Annotated in this window: 23 protein-coding genes; 16 read left to right on the top strand and 7 right to left on the bottom strand. The window is 60.6% G+C overall.

Annotated features, from left to right (window positions below; translation table 11 throughout):
- Genes ACYSTU_RS17530 through ACYSTU_RS17510 form a run of 5 tightly spaced genes read left to right on the top strand, consistent with a single transcriptional unit; the run spans position 1 to position 6263 of the window.
- Positions 1–1308, top strand: a complete 1308-nt coding sequence (locus ACYSTU_RS17530; RefSeq protein WP_110646539.1) for an O-antigen ligase family protein — start codon at positions 1–3, stop codon at positions 1306–1308.
- On the top strand, positions 1302–2231 hold the full coding sequence (locus ACYSTU_RS17525; RefSeq protein WP_499000426.1) for a glycosyltransferase family 2 protein: 930 nt from the start codon (positions 1302–1304) through the stop codon (positions 2229–2231). The genes ACYSTU_RS17530 and ACYSTU_RS17525 overlap by 7 nt, the downstream gene beginning before the upstream one ends.
- Positions 2232–2247: 16 nt before the next feature.
- The gene (locus ACYSTU_RS17520) at positions 2248–3666 is read left to right on the top strand and encodes an oligosaccharide flippase family protein (protein ID WP_499000423.1); all 1419 of its coding nucleotides are present in this window, start codon (positions 2248–2250) and stop codon (positions 3664–3666) included.
- Between the two features lie 31 nt (positions 3667–3697).
- Entirely contained in the window at positions 3698–4753 is a 1056-nt protein-coding gene (galE, locus tag ACYSTU_RS17515; protein ID WP_136493446.1) for a UDP-glucose 4-epimerase GalE, read from the top strand.
- Between the two features lie 31 nt (positions 4754–4784).
- Complete coding sequence (locus ACYSTU_RS17510; RefSeq protein ID WP_499000419.1) at positions 4785–6263, top strand: family 16 glycosylhydrolase; 1479 nt, start codon at positions 4785–4787, stop codon at positions 6261–6263.
- Positions 6264–6271: 8 nt separating this feature from the next.
- On the opposite strand, the gene ACYSTU_RS17505 is transcribed toward ACYSTU_RS17510, so the two are convergent.
- Genes ACYSTU_RS17505 through ACYSTU_RS17490 form a run of 4 tightly spaced genes read right to left on the bottom strand, consistent with a single transcriptional unit; the run spans position 6272 to position 11548 of the window.
- Positions 6272–8032, bottom strand: a complete 1761-nt coding sequence (locus ACYSTU_RS17505; protein ID WP_217878063.1) for an ABC transporter ATP-binding protein — start codon at positions 8030–8032, stop codon at positions 6272–6274.
- A complete protein-coding gene (locus ACYSTU_RS17500) occupies positions 8029–9222 on the bottom strand; it encodes a glycoside hydrolase family 1 protein (RefSeq protein ID WP_499000416.1) in 1194 nt (397 codons plus the stop codon). Before ACYSTU_RS17500 ends, ACYSTU_RS17505 begins: the two co-directional genes overlap by 4 nt.
- Positions 9219–10391 carry a UDP-galactopyranose mutase gene (gene glf / locus ACYSTU_RS17495; protein ID WP_499000413.1) on the bottom strand — a complete coding sequence of 391 codons (1173 nt, stop codon included), beginning with the start codon at positions 10389–10391 and terminating at the stop codon, positions 9219–9221. Before glf ends, ACYSTU_RS17500 begins: the two co-directional genes overlap by 4 nt.
- Positions 10379–11548, bottom strand: coding sequence for a glycosyltransferase family 1 protein (locus tag ACYSTU_RS17490; RefSeq protein WP_499000410.1), 1170 nt, complete (start codon positions 11546–11548; stop codon positions 10379–10381). Before ACYSTU_RS17490 ends, glf begins: the two co-directional genes overlap by 13 nt.
- 319 nt (positions 11549–11867) lie before the next feature.
- On the opposite strand from ACYSTU_RS17490, the gene galE (ACYSTU_RS17485) reads away from it, so the two are divergent.
- Complete coding sequence (galE, locus tag ACYSTU_RS17485; protein WP_499000903.1) at positions 11868–12893, top strand: UDP-glucose 4-epimerase GalE; 1026 nt, start codon at positions 11868–11870, stop codon at positions 12891–12893.
- A 13-nt stretch (positions 12894–12906) separates the two neighbouring features.
- Here galE (ACYSTU_RS17485) and ACYSTU_RS17480 read toward each other — a convergent pair whose 3' ends face one another.
- On the bottom strand, positions 12907–13221 hold the full coding sequence (locus ACYSTU_RS17480; protein WP_016774554.1) for a hypothetical protein: 315 nt from the start codon (positions 13219–13221) through the stop codon (positions 12907–12909).
- A 320-nt stretch (positions 13222–13541) separates the two neighbouring features.
- Here ACYSTU_RS17480 and cyoA point away from each other — a divergent pair, with 320 nt between their 5' ends.
- The 10 genes from cyoA to ACYSTU_RS17430 all read left to right on the top strand — a co-directional run bounded on the left by cyoA (position 13542) and on the right by ACYSTU_RS17430 (position 22491).
- Positions 13542–14471 carry a ubiquinol oxidase subunit II gene (gene cyoA, locus ACYSTU_RS17475; RefSeq protein WP_499000407.1) on the top strand — a complete coding sequence of 310 codons (930 nt, stop codon included), beginning with the start codon at positions 13542–13544 and terminating at the stop codon, positions 14469–14471.
- 3 nt (positions 14472–14474) lie between these two features.
- Positions 14475–16448, top strand: coding sequence for a cytochrome o ubiquinol oxidase subunit I (gene cyoB, locus ACYSTU_RS17470; protein WP_016774552.1), 1974 nt, complete (start codon positions 14475–14477; stop codon positions 16446–16448).
- Between the two features lie 2 nt (positions 16449–16450).
- Complete coding sequence (locus tag ACYSTU_RS17465; RefSeq protein WP_110599448.1) at positions 16451–17065, top strand: cytochrome o ubiquinol oxidase subunit III; 615 nt, start codon at positions 16451–16453, stop codon at positions 17063–17065.
- A 1-nt stretch (position 17066) separates the two neighbouring features.
- Positions 17067–17405, top strand: a complete 339-nt coding sequence (gene cyoD, locus ACYSTU_RS17460) for a cytochrome o ubiquinol oxidase subunit IV (protein ID WP_016774550.1) — start codon at positions 17067–17069, stop codon at positions 17403–17405.
- A complete protein-coding gene (gene cyoE, locus ACYSTU_RS17455) occupies positions 17363–18388 on the top strand; it encodes a heme o synthase (protein ID WP_499000402.1) in 1026 nt (341 codons plus the stop codon). Before cyoD ends, cyoE begins: the two co-directional genes overlap by 43 nt.
- Positions 18381–18641, top strand: coding sequence for a metallothionein (locus ACYSTU_RS17450; protein WP_024012801.1), 261 nt, complete (start codon positions 18381–18383; stop codon positions 18639–18641). Before cyoE ends, ACYSTU_RS17450 begins: the two co-directional genes overlap by 8 nt.
- Positions 18642–18697: 56 nt before the next feature.
- Positions 18698–18940 carry a DUF2934 domain-containing protein gene (locus ACYSTU_RS17445; protein ID WP_136493453.1) on the top strand — a complete coding sequence of 81 codons (243 nt, stop codon included), beginning with the start codon at positions 18698–18700 and terminating at the stop codon, positions 18938–18940.
- Between the two features lie 40 nt (positions 18941–18980).
- Positions 18981–20147, top strand: coding sequence for an MFS transporter (locus ACYSTU_RS17440; protein ID WP_499000398.1), 1167 nt, complete (start codon positions 18981–18983; stop codon positions 20145–20147).
- A gap of 42 nt (positions 20148–20189) precedes the next feature.
- Positions 20190–20864, top strand: a complete 675-nt coding sequence (locus ACYSTU_RS17435) for a polysaccharide lyase family 7 protein (RefSeq protein WP_499000395.1) — start codon at positions 20190–20192, stop codon at positions 20862–20864.
- Between the two features lie 289 nt (positions 20865–21153).
- The gene (locus ACYSTU_RS17430; protein WP_323167399.1) at positions 21154–22491 is read left to right on the top strand and encodes an MFS transporter; all 1338 of its coding nucleotides are present in this window, start codon (positions 21154–21156) and stop codon (positions 22489–22491) included.
- Positions 22492–22498: 7 nt separating this feature from the next.
- Here ACYSTU_RS17430 and ACYSTU_RS17425 read toward each other — a convergent pair whose 3' ends face one another.
- Positions 22499–22627 (bottom strand): hypothetical protein, encoded by a 129-nt coding sequence (locus tag ACYSTU_RS17425; RefSeq protein ID WP_256205753.1) that lies wholly within the window; start codon positions 22625–22627, stop codon positions 22499–22501.
- Between the two features lie 132 nt (positions 22628–22759).
- Positions 22760–23311, bottom strand: coding sequence for a cytochrome b (locus ACYSTU_RS17420; RefSeq protein ID WP_110599435.1), 552 nt, complete (start codon positions 23309–23311; stop codon positions 22760–22762).
- Positions 23312–23370: the final 59 nt, after the last annotated feature.

The raw sequence follows: 23370 nt of genomic DNA, 5'->3' as shown, positions 1-23370 counted from the left end.
ATGAACCGCCTGCAAGTGCGTTACTCGACGCTGGCGGACGCCTTCACCCTGTTCGGTGTGCTGTTTTACACCCAGGTGATCGGCTTCTTTCTGCGCCTGGGCAACGTCAGTACGCTGGACGATGCCCAGCAGGATCTGGAAGGCAATCTGGCCAATCAGGTCTGCGGCTTGCTGACCTTGCTAGTGCCGCTGTTCTTTTTCATCCGGCACAAGGTCTTCCTCAGTAAAAGCTTCTACCGGCAGAACCTGTTCTTGCTGCTGTTTCTCGGCTGCGTGGCGGCGTCGATCAGTTGGTCGAGCGAGCCGATGCTCAGCTTCAAGCGTTTCGTCGCGCTGCTCAGTGTGGTGTTCTTCGCCGGTTTCATTGCTTGGCGCTACAGCCTGGAACGCATTGCGTTTCTGTTCGGCTGTGTGATCGGTGCGGCGGCGTTGGTCGGCTTGATCTTCGCCGTGATTCGCCCGGACATCGCCTTTATTTCCGGCGGCATCCGTGACGGTGCGTTTCGCGGGGTGTTCGCAGAAAAGAATGCCGGTGCACGCCTGAACGCTATTGCGATCCTGTTGCTGCTGCCGATGATCCGCCAGCGCAACCCAATGGCCATGCTCTACGGCCTGTTCGCGCTAATTGCCATTGGCCTGGCGCAGTCGGCCACGGCGATTGCGTTGATCGTCGCCGGCACCGCCAGTTACGCCTACTTCATCACCCTGATCCGCTTGCGCATCAACCGCTCACTGTTGGCGTTCACGGCGGCGACGCTGGTGTTCTTCCTTCTGTGTGGCGTGCTCTACGCCAACTACGCGATGCTGCTGGAACTGGTTGGCCGTGACCCGTCGCTGACCGACCGCACGCTAATCTGGGAACTGTTGCAACCGCTGATCGATGCGCAATTTCTCAAGGGCTACGGTTTCGGCGCGTTCTGGGCCAGTGCCGATGCAGATGCGTTCATTACGCGCTGGGGCTACATCGGCAACGCGCACAGCGGCTACGTCGAAACCCTGCTCAATGGCGGCCTGATTCAGTTGATCGCCCTGCTGCTGATGTTTGCCCAGACCCTGAGCAAGCGCTATCGCGCAATCACCGCAGATCAGTCCGCGCGCTATCAGGCCTGTGCGCTGGTGATCATCGGCCTGTTCGTCGTTACCAATTACGTCGCCTACGTGATCCCCAACTATCGCTCGGGTGAGTTCCTGATTTTCTGCGTGCTCAGCCTGACCTTCCGCCACCACCTCGTCGCCCGTCCGCAGCCGCTGCCAGCGGCGAATGCTCGGCCAATGCGCGGCACTTTCCGGGAACAACGCCCATGCTGAATGATCCCTACGCCGTCACCGTGTGCGTGGTGATTCCGCTGTACAACGCCGCCGCCAGCATCCAACGCACACTGGACTCGGTGTGCGCACAGACCCGCCTGCCGGACAAAGTCATTGTCGTCGATGATGGTTCCAGTGATGCCGGTCCAGAGATCGTCAAGCACTACGCCGCGCCCTTGCCCATCGTCCTGTTGCAGCAGCCCAACCAAGGCCCGGCCAGTGCGCGCAATCGCGGTGTGTTCAGCGCCGAAGAAACCTTTATCGCCTTCCTCGATGCCGATGACCGCTGGCATCCGGAGAAACTGCAAAAACAACTGGCGCTGCACGCGGAGTTGACTCGACAGGGACGCAAAGTCGGCTTGATCGATTGCTTTCAGATGAGTGAATTCAGTGATGGCAAACGTCAATTGGAAGATCGCTGCAAACACGGCGAGCACTTTGCCGATTTCATGCGCGAAAACATCATCAACGGCACCTCCGGCGTATTGGCCGTACGCGAGATCATCGTCGCCATTGGCGGCTTCGATCATAGCCTGCGCTTTGCCGAGGATCGCCTGCTGTGGACGCGTATCGCGGAAATCAGCGAGATCCACAGCGTGCCGCAGATTCTCCACTGGCGCGCCGTCAACGCTGCCAACATCACCGCGCAACCGCACAAGTATTACCCGCACAAGCTGCGCTTCATCCAGCTGTATCTGGCGCGTTACGGCACGCGGCTGAACAAGCAGCAGCGGATCTATTTCGTCCTCGCCAATCACGCGGAGTTTCTTAATGCGTTTTCCCGGCGCGGCGATCACCCACGGGTCATCGAGGTGTTCCGGCAGATGCTCGGACATTCGTGGCAGACGCTGTTGTTCTCCCGGGGCAAACCGACCCTGCGCTACCTCTACGCCTGCTTGAAAAACCTGGGCAACAGCCGCTGAATTCAGGGATCGCGCCATGGCCAACCGTCGCCTGATGACCCTCGTATGGATTTTCACCGAGAAGTTCGGCCTGATCTTTCTGTCGATGATTACCTTTGTCGTCTACGCGCATCTGCTGACGCCGACGGAGCTGGGCATCGGCACGCTGATCATCGCTGTGGTCGAAGTGGTCGGCATTCTGTTTTCGTCAATGTTGGAAGACCCGCTGGTGCGCCTGCAACGTGTCGAGGACAAACACATCAGCAGCGTGTTCTGGTTTGCCGTGCTGGTCAGTCTGCTATCGATTGCTTTGATTTCGCTGGCGGTGGTGCTGTATACGCCGTCCACCGCGCTGCGCTGGATGACCGCCGTGGCCTCGGTAAAAATCCTCTTCACCCTGATGGCGCGGGTGTATGTGGCGCAGATGCGCCGCAGCGGCAATTTCAAGTTGCTGGCCTCGCGTACCTTGCTCGGCAAAGTCGCGGGCGGGGTTGGCGGTGTGGCTGTGGCGATGCTGGGTTTCGGCCCGTGGGCGGTGGTTGCCCAGGCGCTGATCATGGACGGCGTTTCCACACTGGTACTGATGCGCAGCGAGCGTCGGCGCATTCCCTTTCTTATCGACCGCCAGGTGTTGGGGGAAGTGCTGCGCGCCGGCCTCCCGGTCTGTGTCAACGTGATGAGTTCGCAAACCCTGCAACGCGGCGTCAACCTGATTCTCGGCCTGACTGCCGGGGCGCATGCGGTGGGCATGTTCAACCTGGCCATGCGCATCATCGACCTGCCGCGCTCGGCGATCTACAACGGCTTGATGAGCTACGCCTTGCCGGTGTTCGCCCGGCGCAGTGCCGAACCGGCGCGCCTGATCGGCGTGATAGGCGATTCCACGGCGATCAGCGGTTTCGTACTGACACCGCTGTTCTTCGGTATCGCCCTGACCGCCGAAGACATCATCCTGCTGATCTTCGGCGCGAAATGGGCTGACGCGGTTCCCTTGCTGCAAGTGCTCGCCTGCACGGCAGCGCTGGGCAATCTGGCGCTGTATGCGACCACCGCGCTGGTGGCGGTCAATCGCACGCACTTGACCCTCAAGGCGGAAGTCGCCACCACCTTGCTCGCGCTGGCGCTGGTGTATCTGCTCGGGGCGACCTACGGCGGCATGGCGGCGGCGCTGGCATTGCTGCTGCGCATGCTGCTGATCACGCCGCTGCAGGTACGCGGCCTGCACGCCGCCATCGGTTATGACTGGCGCTGCTTCTTTCAGTCCAGTTACCGCAGCCTGTTCGCCTCGCTGCTGATGGTCGTCGTGGTGCTGTGGACGTCGCGGCAAACGAGCCTGTCCGGCTACGCACACCTGGCCGGCGATATTGCCATCGGCACGCTGACCTATGCCTTGGCCTACAGCCTGCTGCATCCGCGCTGGCCGCAAGAATTCAAGTTGGTGTTTACCGCCCGCTGAGCTGCATTTCCTCGCAATGGAGCACGTCGTCATGCGCAAAACCACGTTGATCACGGGCGGTGCCGGCTACATCGGTTCGCACACGGCACTGCAATTGATCGAGTCCGGGCGCTCGGTCCTGATCCTCGACAACCTGTGCAACAGCAGCCGCGAGGCCATCGCACGGCTGGAGCTGTTGAGTCACTCGCACGTCGATTTCATCGAGGGCGATATCCGCGACGCCGCACTGCTGGACGAGATTTTCAGCACCTACGCAATTGATGCAGTGCTGCATTTCGCCGGGCTCAAGGCCGTTGCGCAGAGCGTACGCCGGCCGATGGATTACTACGCCAACAATGTCTTCGGCACACTGAACCTGTGTCAGGCGATGGCCCGCGCGCAGGTGTTCAATCTGGTGTTCAGTTCCTCGGCCACTGTCTATGGCGAGCCGACTGTGATGCCGATCGTGGAATCGCATGGCACCGGCAAACCGGCGAACCCGTACGGGCGCTCGAAGCTGGTGATCGAAGAACTGCTCAGCGACCTCGCCCTCGCGGATGCACGCTGGAACATCGCTGTGCTGCGTTACTTCAACCCGATCGGCGCGCACCAGAGCGGGCTGATCGGCGAAGCGCCAAACGGTCGGCCGAACAATCTGCTGCCGTGCCTGACCGAGGTTGCCAGCGGCCAGCGCGCTGCGTTGACCGTGTACGGCAACGACTATCCAACCGTCGACGGCACCTGTATTCGCGACTACATCCATGTGCTGGATCTGGCCGAAGGTCATCTCAAGGCCCTACAGGTTTTGCAGGGCGATGAGCATGGCCTGCACGTATGGAATCTCGGTACCGGCAGCGGCTATAGCGTGTTGCAGATCATCAGCGCTTTCGAAGACGTCACCGGCCTGCGCATTCCCTACCGCTTCGCCCCGCGCCGCGCCGGTGATGTCGCCGAGTGCCGCGCCGATGCGAGCAAGGCCGGGCGCGAACTGGGCTGGCGCGCGCAACGCGAGCTGACGCAAATGCTCATCGACAGCTGGCGCTGGCAGACCAACAACCCCTGGGGCTACCGCCCGCAACCGGCGCCGCTGCTGGCGGTGGGCACGTAATAACGGGGCAAATCCACGTTAGGGACGACTCATGAACAGATCACCATGCTTGCTGTTGGTTTTGCTGCTGCTGAGCGCTGGCGCCAACGCCAATATTCCACGACCGGTCACCGATGGACTGGTGCTGTGGCTGGACGGCAATGATCCGGCGGCCATGACCCTCGAAGGACAAAATCAGGTCGTGCGCTGGCGGGACAAATCCGGCAAGGGCAATGACGTGGTCGTCGACAATCGCACGGCGACGACATTGCCCACGCGCGTCGATAACGCCCTCAACGGCCACGGCGTGGTGCGCTTCAGCGGCACGGCGGCATTCATGGGCCAGGCGATTCGCACGAGCAAAGGCCCGGTGACGGTGTTCGTCGTCTCGCGGCGCTTGCCCGCGCAGGCCGGCGGCAAGGCCTGGCAGCGCCTGTTCAGCTCGCGACCGCAACTGGCGGATAACGATAACGTCGCGCCGAATTTCGGCATCAGCGTGCAGCAGACCACCGCGTACGAGCCGGCGCTGGCGTTGCTGGAAACCACTGACGTGCCGATCGGCCCGTTCGCGGTGGCGCGCAATGTGGTGGGCACCTCGGAAATCCTCCGCGGTGACATCGCCGAAGTACTGGTTTATGACCGCCCATTCAGCAGCCAGGAAGAACGCCGCAATGTGTTTGAGTATCTGGCGCAAAAGTGGGCGGTCGCCATTCCGCAACAGGTGGATGCGTGGACTCGCGTCGGCCCATTAGGCCCGACCCCGACGCACGTTACGCCCGACCTGCCGTTATCGGACCAGGCCAATGCCGGCGGTTGGAAACGCGATACGCGGCTGTCCGACGAATTCAACGGCAGCACCCTCGATGCCGAACGCTGGCACGTCAACAACGCCACCGGCACCGATTCCCTCGGGCGCAAACCGGCGCTGTTTTTGCCGGAGAACGCCAAGCTCGGCAACGGCAATCTGAACATCACTTTCCGCAAACAGACCCTCCCGGAAAAATACGTCGCCCTGGGCTACAAGGATTACAGCTCGGCGATGGTGCGCACCAACGAACGGGGGATGTACGGCTATTACGAAGCCCGGGCGAAACCGATGAATTCCGCCGGTTCCAGTGCGTTCTGGCTGGCGTGGACCGGGCTGACGGACAATGCCACGGAAATCGATATCTTCGAAATCGGCGGCAAGACCCGCAATGAAGCCTTCGATCGCCTGTACAACATGAACGCGCATGTCTGGGCCAGACCGCAAGATGATCAACACCTGAGTTCCGGCAGTACCTGGATCGCACCGTGGCGGCTGGCCAATACTTTTCATGTCTACGGCTTTGACTGGCAACCCGAGACTTTGCGCTGGTACGTCGACGGCGTGCTGGTGCGAGAGGCGAAAAACAACTACTGGCATTTCCCCATGCAAATCGTCTTCGACAGTGAAGCGATGTGGGACTGGTTCGGCGTGGTCGACGATGCTGATCTGCCGTCGGTGTTTCGCATCGACTACGTCAGGGTCTGGACGCGCTCAGCGCAATAGCAGCGCGTTCAACGGTTGTGCACCATCGCCTGCATCTGCCACAGCGTGCGGAACCGCCCTTGGCTTTCGCGCAGTTCTTCGGGAGTGCCGTCCTGGACGATCTCGCCGTCCTCCAGCACCAGCACCCGATCGAAGTTGGCGATGGTCGAGAGGCGGTGGGCCACGGCGAGTACCGTGCGGCCGCGCATCAGGTTGCTCAATGCGCGCTGGATGATCGCTTCGGAATCGGAATCAAGTGCCGAGGTCGCCTCGTCGAGAATCAGGATCGGTGCGTCTTTCAAAAACGCCCGCGCCAGCCCCAGGCGCTGGCGTTGCCCGCCGGACAACGTCACTCCCCGTTCACCCACCAGGGTGTGATAACCCTGCGGCAACGCCTGGATGAATTCATCGCAAAACGCTTGGCGCGCCGCCTCGATAATCTGCTGCTCGGTGGCGTACGGTTGGCCATAGCCGATGTTTTCCAGAATGCTGCGATTGAACAGCGCCGGTTCCTGCGGCACCACGGCGATCTGCCGGCGCAGGCTGTCCTGGCTGACGGAGCGGATGTCGCGGTCGTCGATCAGGATCACCCCGCTGCGCACATCATCCAGACGTTGCAGCAAACCGAGCAAGGTCGATTTTCCCGAGCCCGAGGTGCCGGCAATGCCGACGCTTTGCCCGGCCGGAATATCGAGAAAGAAATGCTCGAAGACCTTGCGCCCATCCGGGTAGGCGTAACTGACGTCGAGCATTTTGATGTGCCCGCGCGTCGGCGCCAGTTCCTCCAAGGCGTCGCTGAGCTCATGGGGCTGGGCGACGATGCCCAGGGTTTCGCTGATGACGCCCATCTGCTGGCTGGTTTCCACCAGGGCCAGCGCCAGTTCACGCGAACCGTGCAGGATGCGAAAGGTCAACGCGCTGACCATCACCACATCCCCCGCCGTCACCTGTCCCGCTCGCCAGAGCAGAATCGCCCAGCCGAGCATGCCGCCGGCCATAACGGTCAGGCAGATGTCGTGCAGTACCCGGGCCTTTTCCATGTACATCCAGCTGCTGCGGTGTGAATCGGCCTCGATGCCGATCTCGCGCTCCAGGCGCAGGCGCTCGCGTTGGCGTCCAGAGAAGGCCTTGATGGTCCAGACGTTGGAAACCAGATCGACAATCTCGCCACCGACCCGCGCCGACTGCGAAGCGAAAGCGATGTGCCGGCTGCGACCGCGCACGCCGAATATGGTAATCAGCGCGGCGACGACTATCACGCAACCGACCAATGCCAGCGCCATCGCACCGTGCACCGCCAACAGCAAGGCCACGGCACCGATGAAATCCACGCATGGCGGCACGATACGCCAGGTCAGTCCGCCGTAGACCTTGTCGGCAGCGGCACCGATCGCTGAGACGCGATTGGCCAGCGAACCGGAGAAATGCCGCCGGAAATAACGCATCGGGTGGCCGGTCAGATGATGGAACAGGTCGACGCGCAGATCCGCACAACTGCCGACGATGGTGTGGCAACCGACCCAACCGCCGAGGCGCCACAGCAGGTTTTCCATCACGATCAATGCCATGAACAGGCCGAACGCGTGCCAGACCTGTTCCGCCGCCGACCCGGCGGCCATGGCATCGACCAGCAGTTTCATGCCGTATTGAACCACCACCGCACAGCAAGCCGCGCCGATCACCAGTGCGACCATGGCGACGAAGTGCGCCGGGCGAATTCTTATGTAGCGCCATAGAAACGCGGCGGCTGACGCCGGCAACGGTTCATCGCGCCTGCGCTGGAAGTTCATCTCCCCCGCCCCTCAACACGCCGGCCATTGACCCGGCGCAGACTTGCGGCAATCCGCTCGGGCACTTGCGCCAGCTCGACGTGCAGCGGATGAAACGCTGCGCGCTCACCCTCGCCATCGGGATAGCCAAACACACCTGTGGGACAATACCGGCCATTGTCCCACCCCGGATAATCGAGAAACGGGTACCAGCAAATCCCCTGCACCGGCACACCGCGTTCAAGGGCCAGCAGCGTCTGCTCGACGATGTAGGCCAGCCACGGCAGGCGTTCTTCATCTTCGGCACCGGTTTCAGCGATCAGCACTGGCCGCTGATAACGCTGGTGCAGTTCCTTGAGCATGCCCGACAACGGCCGGAAGTCGCGCTCGCCGCGAAGGATCCGTCGGCCGTGGAAATACCACTGGTTATGCGCATAGAAATTGGCGCCGACGATATCCAGGTAATGCTCCTGCCCACCCAGACCCGGCCATTCGCGGCCGGTGAGCAGATCCCACGCCTGAAATTGCGACAGCCGATAGGCCTCAGCGGCTTCGATATCGTCAGTGCGCCGGGAGCCGGCGATCACATGGATCAACGGATCGCACTGGACAAACCGCGCATTCGGGACCTGTTCGCGAATCGCTTCGATCGCAGCAATGCTCGCCCGCACCAGTTGATGCTTGAGCTCCTGCGCGCGCCCGCGTGCGTTCGGATTGAAATACGCCACCTCGCCTCCCGCCCAACTCCAGAAGGAAATCTCGTTGATCGGCGAGTAGAACGGAACGCTCACGCCCTCGTCGGCCATCAGCTTCGCTGCAGCACCGGCGAAGCGGGCGAAACGCTCGACAAATGCCGGGCGCCAGATATCCAGATCATCCGGGTAGCCGTAATGGCACAGATCCCAGACCACCTGCACTTGCTGCGCTTGTGCCGCTTTGAGCATCGGCAGAAAACTGCTCCAGTCATAGCGCCCGGGGCTGCGCTCGATCAGGTGCCAGCGCAAGCCGTCGCGGGCGCAACGAATGTTCAACTCGCTTAGTCGCTGGTAGTCCTTGGCGGCCCAGCGCGCATGCCCGGTGTCGGCCAGCAGATCCAGGCGCCGACCGTCCTGGCGGCGCTGGCTGGAACATTCGAAACCGGCCATGACGAAGCTGCTGAAGATCGAAGACGCATCTGCGCCGGGCTCGTCGCCTTTCGGCTGCGTGGTCATGAAGCATCGATCTCGGTTTCAGCCGTGGTTTCTGCCTGCGCCGCCTCGATATCCCGATACAAGGCCAGCGCCTGGCCCACCACCTGATCCATGTTGTAGTACTTGTAGGTACCCAGTCGCCCGAGAAACGTCACGTTCGGCGTCTGCTCGGCGAGCGCTCGATAGCGTTTGTACAGCTCGGCATTTTCTGCGCGCGGCACCGGGTAATACGGGTCGCCATCGTCACACGGATATTCGTAAGTGATGCTGGTGCACGGGTGCGTTTGCCCGGTCAGGTGTTTGTATTCAGTGATGCGCGTATACGGCACATCCGGGTGCGGATAATTCACTACCGCCACTGGCTGATAGTGTTCCTGCTCGAGGGTCTGGTGTTCGAAGCGCAAGGACCGATACGGCAAACGGCCCAACTGGAAATCGAAGTATTCGTCGATCGGGCCGCAGTAGATCAGATGCGCGTACTGCACCTCGTCGCGCACAGCCTTGAAATCGGTGCCGAGCAGCAGATTGATGTTCGGGTGATCGAGCATGCGTTCGAACATTTGCGTGTAGCCGCCCGAAGGCATGATCTGGAAGGTGTCACCGAAATAGCGGTCGTCTTCGCTGGTCCGCGTCGGAATGCGCGAAGTCACCGATTTATCCAGTGCCGAGGGATCCAGCCCCCACTGCTTGCGCGTGTATCCGCGAAAGAATTTTTCGTAGAGCTCACGGCCGATCTGATTGACCACGACATCTTCGGACGTGCGAATGGTCGCCACCGGTTCGGCGCGTTCGGCGAGAAACACTTCGGCTTCTTCGGAGGACATCGACAGGCCATAGAGCGAATTCAGCGTGGTCAGATTGATCGGAATCGGCACCAGCTTGCCGTCCACCTGCGCGAGCACGCGGTGTTCGTAGGGCCGCCATTCCGTGAAGCGTGACAGATAGTCGACGATCCGTTGCGCATTGGTGTGAAAGATGTGCGGACCATAGCGGTGCACCAGTACCCCGGCCTCATCGTAATGGTCGTAGGCATTGCCGGCGATATGCGGGCGCCGGTCAACCAGCAACACCCGGCGGCCCAATCCTTCGGCCAGACGTTCGGCGATGACACTGCCGGCGAACCCGGCACCGACGATCAGGTAGTCATAGGCGTGGCCGGACTTGGCGCGCTCAAGGCTTATCGTAGGCATTCGATCTGCTCCTGCATGAAGCGGCTGGTGTTGTCCCACGACATGCCGGCGATCGCGGCATCGGCGCGCTGCAGAAATTCGATGGTGCCTTTGAGTGGCAAAGCTTTTTCGATCGCCTCGACGAAGGCCTCGGCAGTGTCGGCAATGAATACCGCGCCGCTCTCGCCGTAGCCGCTGATCACATCGTGAATCGGCGTCGACACCACTGGGCAACCGCCAGCGAGGTATTCGGGAGTCTTGGTCGGGCTGATGTAACGCGTGGAGGCGTTGAGGGCGAACGGCATCAGTGCCACGTCCCAGCCAGCGAGGTAGTCCGGCAGCTCGGCATATTGCTTGCCGCCCAGATAATGAAGGTTCGGCCGTTGCGGCAGCGTCTGCGGATCGATCTTCACCACCGGACCGATCAGCACGATCTGCCAGTCGGGACGCATCGCCGCCAAGCGATCAATCAATTCGATATCGAAGCGTTCATCGATCACGCCGAAAAAGCCCAGGCGTGGCCGCGCTATGGATGCTTGATCGGGCGGTTCCGGCAGTGCCTGCCGCGCCGCCGCGAAATGCGCGATGTCGACGCTGCTCGGTACCGGATAGGCATTACCGTGCTGGCGCTGCTTGACCTCCCACAGACTGAAGCCGCCGGTAAACACCACATCAGCTCGGGCGAGCAGTTGCTGCTCCATGTCGATCAAGCGCGCCGGTGCGCCCATGAACGCCGACAGTTCATCCATGCAGTCATAGACGGTAACCCGAGCGTCGAGGTGCTCGGTAAACAGCAGGCTCATCGGCGTGAAATACCAAAGGAGCAGATCGCCCTGAACGCGCCCGGCGAGATGTTCATCGAGCAATTGCCTCTGCGCCTGCTCGATCGCCTCGCCACTCATGCCGATCGGCAATTGCGGCACCGCCACTTCTATTCCCGCCGCCGGATTCGAAAGCTCGAGTCTGAGCGTGGCGTCTTCGACAAATACCGGCTCTTCGAAAAACACCACGTCGTAGTGTTTGGCCAATCGCGACATGACGTGCTGCGGCCGTTGATAAACAAATCCCCAGCGCAGATGCGACAGGCACACCAACGTGGGTCGCACCTGAAGGGATGCTTCGACAGCATTTTGCGCGCTCGCCAGTGCAAGCGCCTCGGGTTGTTCTGCCAGGTTCATAGCCAGATCCTCATCAAAAAAAACAAGACGACTCAGTGCCGAGCCACCGGGCCGTCACACTTGTCGACACTGCAAGTGCAGGGCATTTCTCGATGAGGCCGTAAGGCTCTTGAAGGTTGGAATCGCGGCGTTCACACGACGTTCAGCCCAACCTTGAACACAGCCGATGAACTGCACATACCGGCTGGCAAACAAGGTTGAACTTGCCGATCAATCCAGCCCCTACCGTCCAGAACAACCATGGTTTTCGCCGCCGCACAGGCGCATCGAAACCATCTACGAAGCCATCGCCGATGGCGTCACTTGTGAGGGCGGGCGCATGATCTTGATTACGGGTGGTGCGGGATACATTGGTGCGCATGTCGCACTGCAATGGCTGGGCAACGGCGAGGATGTGGTGATCCTCGATAATTTGTGCAACAGCCAGCGCGCGGCAATCGAGCGCATCAGTACGCTGGCCGGGAAACGACCGGAGTTCATCCAGGGCGATGTACGCAATCGACGACTGCTCGACAACCTGTTGCGGGACTACCCGATCGACGCCGTGGTGCATTGCGCCGGGTTGAAAGCGGTCGGCGAAAGCGTGCGTGAACCCCTGCGCTATTTCGACACCAATGTCGGCGGCAGCCTGACCTTGTGCCAGGCCATGGCCCAGGCCGGAGTTTTCCATCTGGTGTTCAGTTCATCGGCCACTGTTTATGGCGACTGCGCCACCCTGCCAATCAACGAAAACTGCGCCACTGGCCAGCCGACCAACCCTTACGGCATGTCGAAACTGATGTCGGAAAACATCATGAAGAGTGTCGCCAGTTCCGACCCGCGCTGGTCGATCGGCCTGCTGCGCTATTTCAATCCGATTGGTGCGCACCCTTCCGGCCTGCTCGGCGAGGCACCCACCAGCACGCCCAACAACCTGCTGCCCTATCTGCTGGAAGTTGCCAGTGGCCAGCGCGCGCAGCTGTCAGTGTTCGGCAACGATTACCCGACCCCGGACGGCACCGGCATTCGCGATTATCTGCACGTCGTCGACCTTGCACTCGGGCACGTCTGCGCGCTCGACGCCTTGCGCGATCGCCGTGGTGTGAGCATCTGGAACCTCGGTACCGGGCGCGGCTATTCGGTGCTGGAGGTAGTCAGCGCCTTCGAGCAAGTGACCGGTATCAAGATCCCTTTGCGGATTGAAGCAAGGCGCCCCGGCGACATCGCGCGATGCTGGGCGGACCCGCAAAAAGCCCTCGAAGAACTGGGCTGGCAGGCGAGCCGCTCACTGCACAGCATGCTCGCCGATGCCTGGCGCTGGCAGTGCAATGAACTCGGCCAGGTTGACGTTCGCCAGGCCAATTGAAAGCTGCGCACGGTCACTCATTCTCGTGGCCGTGCGCATCGGCACAGGACAATCGTCCGGACTCGCCGCCGGCAATTCGTTCTGCCTGATCGATGCCACGTTTGAGCGCGTCCTCGACTTCCCATTCCACGCCGGGCAATTTCCTGATGCGTTCGTAAGCGCATTCGCCGGTCGCGGTGTAAACGCTGATGAACATTTCGACGTCGCCATCATCGGCTTCCCGTGCCCGTACCTCGATATGACAGCCGTTTTCAACCTCTTCGGTATGGCACTTTTCCGCCTTTTCCGTCGCCTTCCATTTGTTGTAGGTTTCGCCGCGTTTGAACATGTCGTACTCCTGAACTCAACTCGCTCACGTCAAAGATCTTTCCTTTGGCGGAATAATTCCACGGATTGCCAAGAGGCATTTTCAGCATAGCGCGTTGATTCGCGCCCGCCGTTTCGCTAGTTCAACCGTTCGTCAGCTTGCGTAACATTCTGTAAAACCAACGTCGCAATGCTCATTCAAAAAGTTCGTGGCCCAGGCGAGCTCAAGTACAACTCGTTATTCAGCCCAGCGTGATTAGCCGGTACAGAAACAGGGTTTTCTGTCCATGGCCAACTGTTGCCCGAAGAAAACAAGGATCGATATAAAGAACAGGAGCATGTATGAAGCGAACAATCAGCTATTGCCTGGTCTATCTCGCTACCAGCGTTCTGCTCGCCGGTTGCAATCTGGTGGTGTTCAACCCCAAGGGCGATGTTGCCCGCGATGAACGCGACCTGATCATTCTCGCCACGGGCCTGATGCTGTTGGTGGTGATCCCGGTCATCGTCATGACCTTCCTGTTCGCCTATCGCTACCGCGCGACCAACAAGAAGGCCCGTTATTCGCCGCGTTGGGCCAGTTCGCACAAGATCGAAGCGGTGGTCTGGGGCGTGCCGTTCCTGATTATTTGCGTGCTCGGCTGGGTGACCTGGGAAACCACCCATGCACTCGATCCCTATCGCCCGTTGGACTCCGACGTGCCGCACCTCAATGTGCAAGTGGTGGCAACGGACTGGAAATGGCTGTTCATCTACCCCGATCTGGGCATTGCCTCGGTCAATGAACTGGCGATACCGGTGAATACGCCGGTGAGTTTTACCGTCACTTCCGACGCGGCCATGACTTCATTCTTTATTCCGGCACTCGGTGGGCAGATATATGCCATGGCCGGCATGCAGACCAAGTTGCATTTGATCGCCAATGAAATCGGCCAGTATCGCGGGATTGCCGCGAACTATAACGGCCACGGTTTTTCCGACATGCACTTCAGCACCCTGGCACTCAACGGCGCGGATTACGAAGCGTGGGTCAACAAAGTCAAAGCGGCGCCCGGGCAACTTGATCAAGCCAGTTATGCCGAGTTGGCCAAGCCTTCAGTGGCGCACAAGATCACTTATTACTCGGCTGTGCAGGAGCGACTGTTTCTCGACATCGTCGACAAGTACGAAGGAATGAACAAAGCACCGCGCAAGAAGGAAACCCAAGTGCAACGCAACAGCGACGATGTGCGCGTCAATCAACAACCGAGTCTGCTGGCCGAGGAGCGTTAAATCATGTTCGGGAAACTTTCATGGGACGCGGTTCCATTGCACGAGCCGATTGTCATGTACACCCTGGCTATCGTCGGCCTGATGGGTTTTGCCCTGGTCGGTACCGTCACCTGGAAGCGCAAGTGGGGCTACCTGTGGCGCGAGTGGTTCACTTCGGTGGATCACAAGAAAATCGGCTGCATGTACATCATCGTCGCGTTGGTCATGCTGCTGCGCGGTTTCTCCGACGCGATCATGATGCGCACCCAGCAGGCCATGGCATCCAGTGGCGGGCCGGGTTATCTGCCGCCGGAACACTACGACCAGATCTTCACTGCCCACGGCGTGATCATGATTTTCTTCATGGCCATGCCGTTCGTGGTCGGCCTGATGAACATCGTCGTGCCACTGCAGATCGGCGCCCGCGACGTCGCCTACCCGTTCCTCAACGCGCTGAGTTTCTGGCTGTTCGTGGTTGGCGCGGCACTGGTGAACATCTCGCTGGGCGTCGGTGAATTTGCCCGCACCGGTTGGGTCGCCTACCCGCCCCTGTCCGAACTTGGCTACAGCCCCGGGGTCGGGGTGGATTACTACATCTGGTCATTACAGATATCCGGCATAGGGACGCTGTTAACCGGGGTCAATTTCTTCGTGACCATTCTCAAGATGCGCACCGAAGGCATGACCCTGTTCAAGATGCCGGTGTTCACCTGGAACGCACTGTGCACCTCGATCCTGATTCTTGCTGCATTCCCGATCCTTACCGCCACCCTGTTGATGCTGACCCTCGATCGATATCTGGGCATGCATTTTTTCACCAACGAGGCCGGCGGCAACCCGATGATGTACGTCAACCTCATCTGGGCCTGGGGCCATCCGGAGGTGTACATCCTGATCCTGCCGGCGTTCGGGATCTTCTCGGAGATCGCCGCGACCTTCAGCAGCAAGCGCCTGTTCGGCTATGTCTCGCTGGTGTGGGCGACGATTGCGATCACGATCCTGTCGTTCATCGTCTGGCTGCACCACTTCTTCACCATGGGCGCGGGGGCCAACGTCAATGCGTTCTTCGGCATCATGACGATGATCATTGCAGTGCCGACCGGGGTGAAGATCTTCACCTGGCTGTTCACCATGTATCGCGGCCGCGTGCGCTTCGAAACGCCGATGCTGTGGACGCTGGGCTTTATCGTCACGTTCAGTATCGGCGGCATGACCGGCGTGCTGCTGGCGGTGCCCGGGGCCGACTTCCTGCTGCACAACAGCCTGTTCCTGATCGCGCACTTCCATAACGTGATCATCGGCGGCGCGGTGTTCGGCTACATGGCCGGGCTGACTTACTGGTTCCCCAAGGCGTTCGGTTTCCGCCTCAACGACCGCCTCGGGCGCATTGCGTTCTGGTGCTGGCTGGTCGGTTTCTACTTCGCGTTCATGCCGTCCTACGTGCTCGGTTTCATGGGCATGACCCGGCGCCTGAACCATTTCGACAACCCGGCCTGGCAACCGTGGCTGCTGCTGGAACTGTTTGGCGTCGGCATCATTCTTTGTGGCGTCTCCGCGCAGGCGTTGCAGCTCTACGTGAGCATTCGCAACCGCGCGAAACTGCGCGACCTCACCGGCGACCCGTGGGACGGCCGCACGCTGGAATGGGCCACGGCCTCGCCGCCGCCGTTCTACAACTTCGCCGAGCAACCGAAAGTCAACGATCTCGACGCCTATTGGGGCATGAAGGAGCGCGGCGTCAGCACCCTCAGTCACACCGACTACCGCGCCATCCATATGCCGCGCAACACCTCCGCCGGCCTGGTGATCAGTGTCTTCGCGCTGATCTGCAGCTTCGCCCTGGTGTGGCATATCTGGTGGCTGGCGATCTTCGGCCTGGTCGCTTCGGTGGTGGCAATGGTCGTGCGCAGCTATGACGAAGACATCGACTATTTCGTCCCGGCGCAGGAAGTGGCGCGGATTGAAAAAGCGCGTCTCAAAGACTTGGCGGAGGCTTGAACATGTCCAATATCGTTCTGGATAAAGACATCGCGCACAGCCATGAACATGGCCATGAAGACGCGGGCTCGATGCGCATTTTCGGTTTCTGGATCTACCTGATGACCGACTGCATCCTGTTTGCGACGCTGTTCGCAGGCTATGCCGTACTGCGTGACAGCGTGGCTGGCGGGCCCTCGACCGTCGACATTTTCGAATTGCCCTATGTCCTTGCCGAAACCGCGTTGCTGCTGCTCAGCAGCATCACATACGGCTACGCGATGCTGGCGATGAACCGCAATGACAAAGCCCATGTGCTGCGCTGGCTTGGCGTCACCTTCGTGCTGGGTTGCGGCTTCATCGCCATGGAAATCAACGAATTCCATCATCTGATCGCAGAAGGCTACGGGCCGGATCGCAGCGGTTTCCTCACCGCGTTCTTCACCCTCGTCGGCACCCACGGCGCGCACGTGCTCAGTGGTCTGGTGTGGATGGCGGTGTTGATGCTGCAAGTAAGCAGCCGGGGCCTGACCAACACCAATACGACACGCTTGAGTTGCCTGAGTCTGTTCTGGCACTTCCTCGATGTGGTGTGGATCTGCGTATTTACCGTGGTTTATCTGCTGGGGGTGGTGTGACATGTATAACCAGAGTCCGATTCATAGCAGTGCCGGCACCAGCCATGGCACTAGTCGTTCATACATGGTCGGTTTCATTATTTCAGTGATCCTGACCGTCATTCCCTTTGGCCTGGTCATGTACCCGACGTTGCCACGCAGCGTCACCGCTTGGGTAGTGGTTGCACTTGGCGTGGTGCAGGTCTTCGCCCACCTCAAATATTTCCTGCATCTGGACACCGCCAAGGAGCAACGCTGGAACCTCAGAGCGCTGATCTTCTCGGTGGTGATCATTCTTCTGCTGGTGGGGCTTTCGCTATGGATCATGGACAGCATTCACCACAACATGCTGGCGCACTGAAGCAATGGCGGCTGTCGCTGAATGTCGGGCTGGAACTGACCAAGCCCGGCATCATCGTCGGCAATCTGGCTTCGGTGTTCGGCGGTTATCTGCTTGCCGCCGGTGGCCGCCCGGTGTCCCTGGCGCATTTCTTGGCCGCCCTGCTCGGCACCGCGCTGGTCATCGCTTGCGGTTGCGTGATCAACAACTGCGTCGACCGCGATATCGACCGGCGCATGGTGCGCACCTGTCATCGGGCGCTGGCCGTTCGCGCTGTGTCGTTGCCCAGTGCGTTTTGCTACGCGACGGTGCTGGGTGTGATCGGCTTCGGTTTGCTGTGGCTCGGCACCACAGCATTGGCCTGCGCCATGGCGGCAGTCGGTCTGATCGTTTATGCGGGCGTTTATACCTGCCTGATGAAACGCCGTTCGCACTGGGGCACGCTGGTCGGCAGCCTGTCCGGGGCCATGCCGCCGGTGGTCGGTTATTGCGCCGTGACCGGCAGCTTCGATGCCACGGCGCTGATGCTCATCGTGGTGTTTTGCTGCTGGCAGATGCCCCACTCCCACGCGATCACCGTCATGCGCCATGAAGACTTTCGTGCCGCCGGATTGCCAACCTTGACGCTCAGACAGGCACGACGCGAGATCAACCTGTACATGGTCGCGTTCCTGATCAGCGCGGCGATATTGGGCTGGGTTGCGGCTATCAATGTTTCTTATCCGCTGGTGGTACTTGGCCTGGGCGGCTACTGGTTTTATCTGACGTTGCGACCGGTGCGAACCACCAATCCGAAAGTCTGGGCGCGGCGCATTTTCAGCGTATCGATCCTGCTGATCCTGGCGCTGAATCTTTCCCTCGCGTTGAACGCCTTACTGCCCTCGCCCTCTGCGCTCTACCACTCATCGGGCGTGGGGGAAAATCATCAAACGCAGGTGCGGGGCGGGTTATCAGAATCGGTAACGACTGCCTTTACAGACCACCTGGAGGAAACCCATGGCTAACGATCCTTCAACAATTGATTGCGCCTGCCCGGGCTGCACCTGCAAATGCAGCGGCGAGCAAACCTTCGAGCGTGACGGCAAGCAGTTTTGCAGTCAGGCCTGCGCGGATCTTCACCCGAAGGGCCAACCCTGCCCGTCCTCGACCTGCCATTGCGAGCAGAACCTTGGGGCCGATGAGCGCAATGTCAGTGACTCGAAACTGGATCAGGCAGTCGAGGAAACCTTTCCCGCCAGCGATCCGATTTCCCCGTGATCCGCCAGGGGTGCTCGCCTTCGAGGCACTTTTTTACATCAGCAGGAGACAACGAAATGGACGAGGAAACCATCCGCAAGATCGCCTACAGGCTTTGGGAGGAACAAGGTCGGCCGCACGGAAGTGATTTCGAGCACTGGTTGCAGGCGCGCGCAGAACTGGATGCGTTCGATTCCGATGGCTTGCCAGGTTCGGTCGCCAGCAGCGTAGCGCCGCCGGCACCACGGAAAAAGGCCAAGCCTGGGACCGTTGCTCCCGCGACCAGAACCCGCAAAAAAACCACGTCTGCTGCTAAATGACCGATCTTCAAAGGCGCGCGCTTGCGGGAGGAATGGGCTCGTGAAGCGCGGCATCAATCTGGTGCTGGCGGCCTTCGCGTTGACGGCGTTGTCCTACGGTCTGGCACGCTTCGCCTATGGCCTGCTGCTGCCACAGATTCGTCAGGATCTGGCACTGAGTGTTTCCGCCGCTGGATGGATCGGCGGCAGTGCATTTGCGGCGTATTGCGTGGGCATCGTCGCGACGTTTGTGTGCAACGGCAAAGTGAGTCCGCGTGGGTTGACGGTAATGGCCGGCGCGGCGGCGGCGCTCGGGATGGGTTTGATTGTGCTCGCGTCGTCGGGATTGACGTTGGGTTGCGGCGTGGCCCTGGCGGGATTGAGCACCGGTTTGACCTCGCCGCCATTGGCCAGCGCAGTGGCGGCGCGTCTTGATGATGCGGATCGACCGCGAGCCAATGGTTTCATCAATGCCGGGACGGCGGCCGGGATTGTCTTTTCCGGCGTGGCAGCGATAGTGGCTGCAGGACAATGGCGCCAGCTCTATGCGCTTTTCGCCTTGATCGGCGTCGGCGTAACGGTGTGGCTCTGGTTTGCGGTACCGCGCCGGGAGGTACATGACGTCGCGCAGAATTTTTCTCTGCCAATGTTGCGTCGGCCGGGCGTACTGCCGCTGTGCGTCAGTGCCTTTCTGATGGGGTTGGCGAGCACGGCGATCTGGACATTCGGTGCCGACATTCTGCGCAGCGAGGCTGGATTTTCCGATCAGTCGATTGCCTGGGCCTGGATCGTGTTGGGCGCCGCGGGCATCAGTGGTTGCGCAACCGGTGTGCTTACAGACCGCTTTGGTGTCGCACGCATGCAGCATTTGGCGCTCGCAGGGATCGCGGCCGGCACGCTGGGACTTGTCACCACTGGCGCTTCTGCCATTTACGGCCTCGCCGCGATGAGCCTGTTTGGCGCGGCCTACATCGTTTCTTCAGGCGTTTATCTGTTGCAAGGCATCCGCTTGTTCCCGGATCGCCCGGACTTGGGATTGGGCATTCCGTTTCTGGTGCTGGCACTCGGTCAGACCGCCGGCACACCGATTTTCGGTGCAGTGCTGGAGGCGACGGGTGTGACCGTTGCCCTTTGTGTTTTCGCGGCGGCCGCCTGCGTCGCCATGCTGCTGAGCCCCCGAGGTGGTGAAAGTCCGCGCAGGCAAATGTGCGGATCAGGAATGGCCTGAGGCTTGGAGCGCCAATGATTTTTATCGTCAGGAGTAGAAACCATGGCCGTAAACATCAGCAATCTCACCCTCTCCACTCCGGTTCCCGTCTCGGCGACCAATCCGGTCGCACTGGAGCTCAACGGAGCCCAGGCGATCGCGCAATTCCCCAGTATCGTCACGATCCTGCCGGACGGATCACTGCAACTGTCCGCCCCCACCAAAGGCGCCTCGAGCAAGAGCACTCACCGCACCCGCTGCGAATGGAAGGAAGCGACCTACTGGTCGCTGGCCAGCGCCGCTGACCACCTCAACTATCAGGAGATGAGCGTGACCAAGGTCAACTCAGCGCAGAAAGTGGTGATCTCGCAAATGCATGTGAAAAACGACGACAGCCCGGCCATCAAGGTGTTCTGGCAAAAAGGCAACATCACCATGGGCTTCCGCCAGAGCTTCAATCAGACCACTCCGGTCAACACCACGGTGCTCAAGGGCGTGCCGCTGGGGGCGAAGTTCAAGATCACCATTCGCGCCAACTCTGCCGGCGTAGCTCGAGTCACCGTTGACTACAACGGCGTTGTCGGTACATCAGGTGATTTGCAGCTCGACTCAACCTGGAATTCGCAGGTGTTCAATTTCCACGGCGGGGTCTACAACCAGATCGACTACACCGACGCCACGCCGCCAGAGGATGGCTCGATCTGCATCATCAGTGATTTGTTGATTTCGCATACTTAGGCGCTGAAACGAGCAAGGGCCTGCGTCAGCTTTCGCTGGCAGGCCCTTGTCAGAGCTGAGCTTGATGTTGGGTTTTCAGCCTCCTCTTCGACTTCGAAATTGCCTGCGTCCTAACGTCGCAGCCTTCAGCTATTGGCAAATCCTGCGCAAGCCGTAGAATCCCGCGCGCTCTTGCAAGCGCGCGTCTGGTCACAGACGCGAACTTGCAGGGCTGGCCATGTCGTCCGACGCCACCGCCCTGCCCGATCGGCAGACATTTGCACAACACCTGTTCCAGCCTGGCAACCGCATGCGCAGAGGCGCACGTTGCGCTGTTCGATTTCTTGAGGTTTTTATGTCTCCGCGTTTGCTGGCCATGGCGCTGGCGCCCCTGCTCGGGCTGTTCATTATTGCTCTGGGCAACGGTTTTCTGTCTTCCCTGACCACCCTTCGCCTGGACGCCGCCGGCGCCTCGGCGACGATGATCGGAATTGTTTCGTCGGCCTATTTCATCGGCCTGACGCTGGGCGCGGTGTTCAACGACCGGCTGATTCTGCGCATCGGCCATATTCGTGCCTACGGCAGCTTCGCCTCGCTGATTGCCGTGACGATCCTGTTGCAAGGTCTGTTTTATGACACCTGGGGCTGGCTGGTCCTGCGCCTGATCAACGGCTGGGCGACGGTCGGTGTGTTTCTGGTGATCGAAAGCTGGCTGCTGCTGGCCGGTGACGAGAAGATTCGCGGGCGCTTGCTCGCGCTGTACATGATCGTGCTTTATGGCGCTGGCGTTCTGGGCCAGGCGACGCTGGGGACCATCACCGGCATGAGCGACAGCGCGCCGTTCATGGTCGCTGGCATGCTCGCTGCGTTGTCGGTGCTGCCGATCGTGATCCTGCCGCGCGTCTCGCCGCTGCTCGATCAGGTCGAGCCACTCAAGCCCCGGCAACTGCTGGGCGTGACGCCGACCGGGCTGGTCGGCTGTTTCGGTTCGGGCGTGACCATCGCGGCGATCTACACCTTGTTGCCGCTGTATCTGCAACGCAGAGGTCTGGACGTCGGTGAAGTCGGCAGCATGATGGCCTGGACGATTCTCGGCGCGATGCTGCTGCAGTATCCGGTCGGACGCTGGTCCGACCGCACCGATCGCTTGCAGGTGCTGACGCTGCTGACGGTGGCGTGCACCGCGTTATCACTGGTGATTGTGCTGCTGCCGCTGTCTTCGACAATGCTCGCGGCGATGCTGTTTCTGCTCGGTGGCGGCGTCTTCGCGCTGTACCCGGTGGCCGTCAGCCACGCGGCCGACCGCGCCCCGGCCGAAGCGCTGGTGCCGATGATTCAGGGTTTGCTGCTGATCAACTCGCTGGGCTCGGCCATCAGCCCGATGATGATCTCGCCGGTGATGAACTCGTTCGGCGCCAACGGCCTGTTCTGGGTCTTCGCAGTGGTCAATCTGAGCATGGTCAGCTTTTTCTTCTGGCGCCGCGGCAAACGCCCGGTGCCAGCCAACCCCGCCCCGTTCACGGCGGCAGCCACCTATTCGCCGACGGGTGCGGAGTTGCGGGTCACCGAGGATTTGCGCGTCGCCGCTGAGGAGCACCCGGCGATGATGGATGCGATCAGCGGAGAATTGGTGACGCAACCGCGGTGACCGCTGATCAGCAACTGCCCGGCGGGATGCCGTCCTTGTTGAAGTCCTTCAAGCGCTCGCGCTCTTCCTCGGTGGAATGCGCCGGGGTTGTTTGATCCGGTACTTCTTCCGGCACTTCGGTTTTTTCTTCAGTCATGGCTTTGCCCTCGTTGTCGATGCTATTTCGGCATCGGCGAGGGCTGGCAGTTCCGGATTTTCAGCTCCACCGCAGCCATGCGCTTGAGTTGCGGCGAACATTCCCTTCGACGAACAGCGCAAGATGCCTGCCTCAAGAGCGGGCACGCTCGATCAGCATCCTCTGCAACGTGTTGTCCTTCACCCAGTAATGGTGGAACAGCCCCGCCAGCGCGTGCAGGCCGATCAGCCAGTAGCCGGCACTGCCAATCCATTCGTGCCAGTACTTCAGTTGTTTGGCCAGGTCCGGATCAATAGCCACCGGCGCCGGCACATGGAAGCCGAAGTACGGAAACGGCTTATCGCCCGCCGCGAGCATCAGCCACGCGAGGAGCGGTGTGACAATCATCAATCCATACAGCGCCAGGTGTGTCAGGTGCGCGATTGCGGTCTGCCACGCCGGTGGCTTGGGGATGATCGGCGGACGCGGAGTCAGGCGGCCGATCAGGCGAATCCACACCAAGGCGAAGATGCTGGCGCCAAACAGGCCATGCAGGCCCATCAGCATGCTGCGCCCCTCACTGCCCTTGGGCAGATAGCCCTTGATTTCGACGCACGCATACACCCCGACGAACAACGCCAGCATCAGCCAGTGCAGAATGATTGAGAGTTTTCCATAACGGGTTACAGCGGTGTCGCGGATCATAGGAAACGCCTCGTGTTTGTTGTGGAGCGACGATCATCTCGCTGGCCTACCGTGCTTGC

Source organism: Pseudomonas glycinis, assembly GCF_054871425.1.
This window is presented reverse-complemented; position numbering and strand designations above follow the sequence as displayed.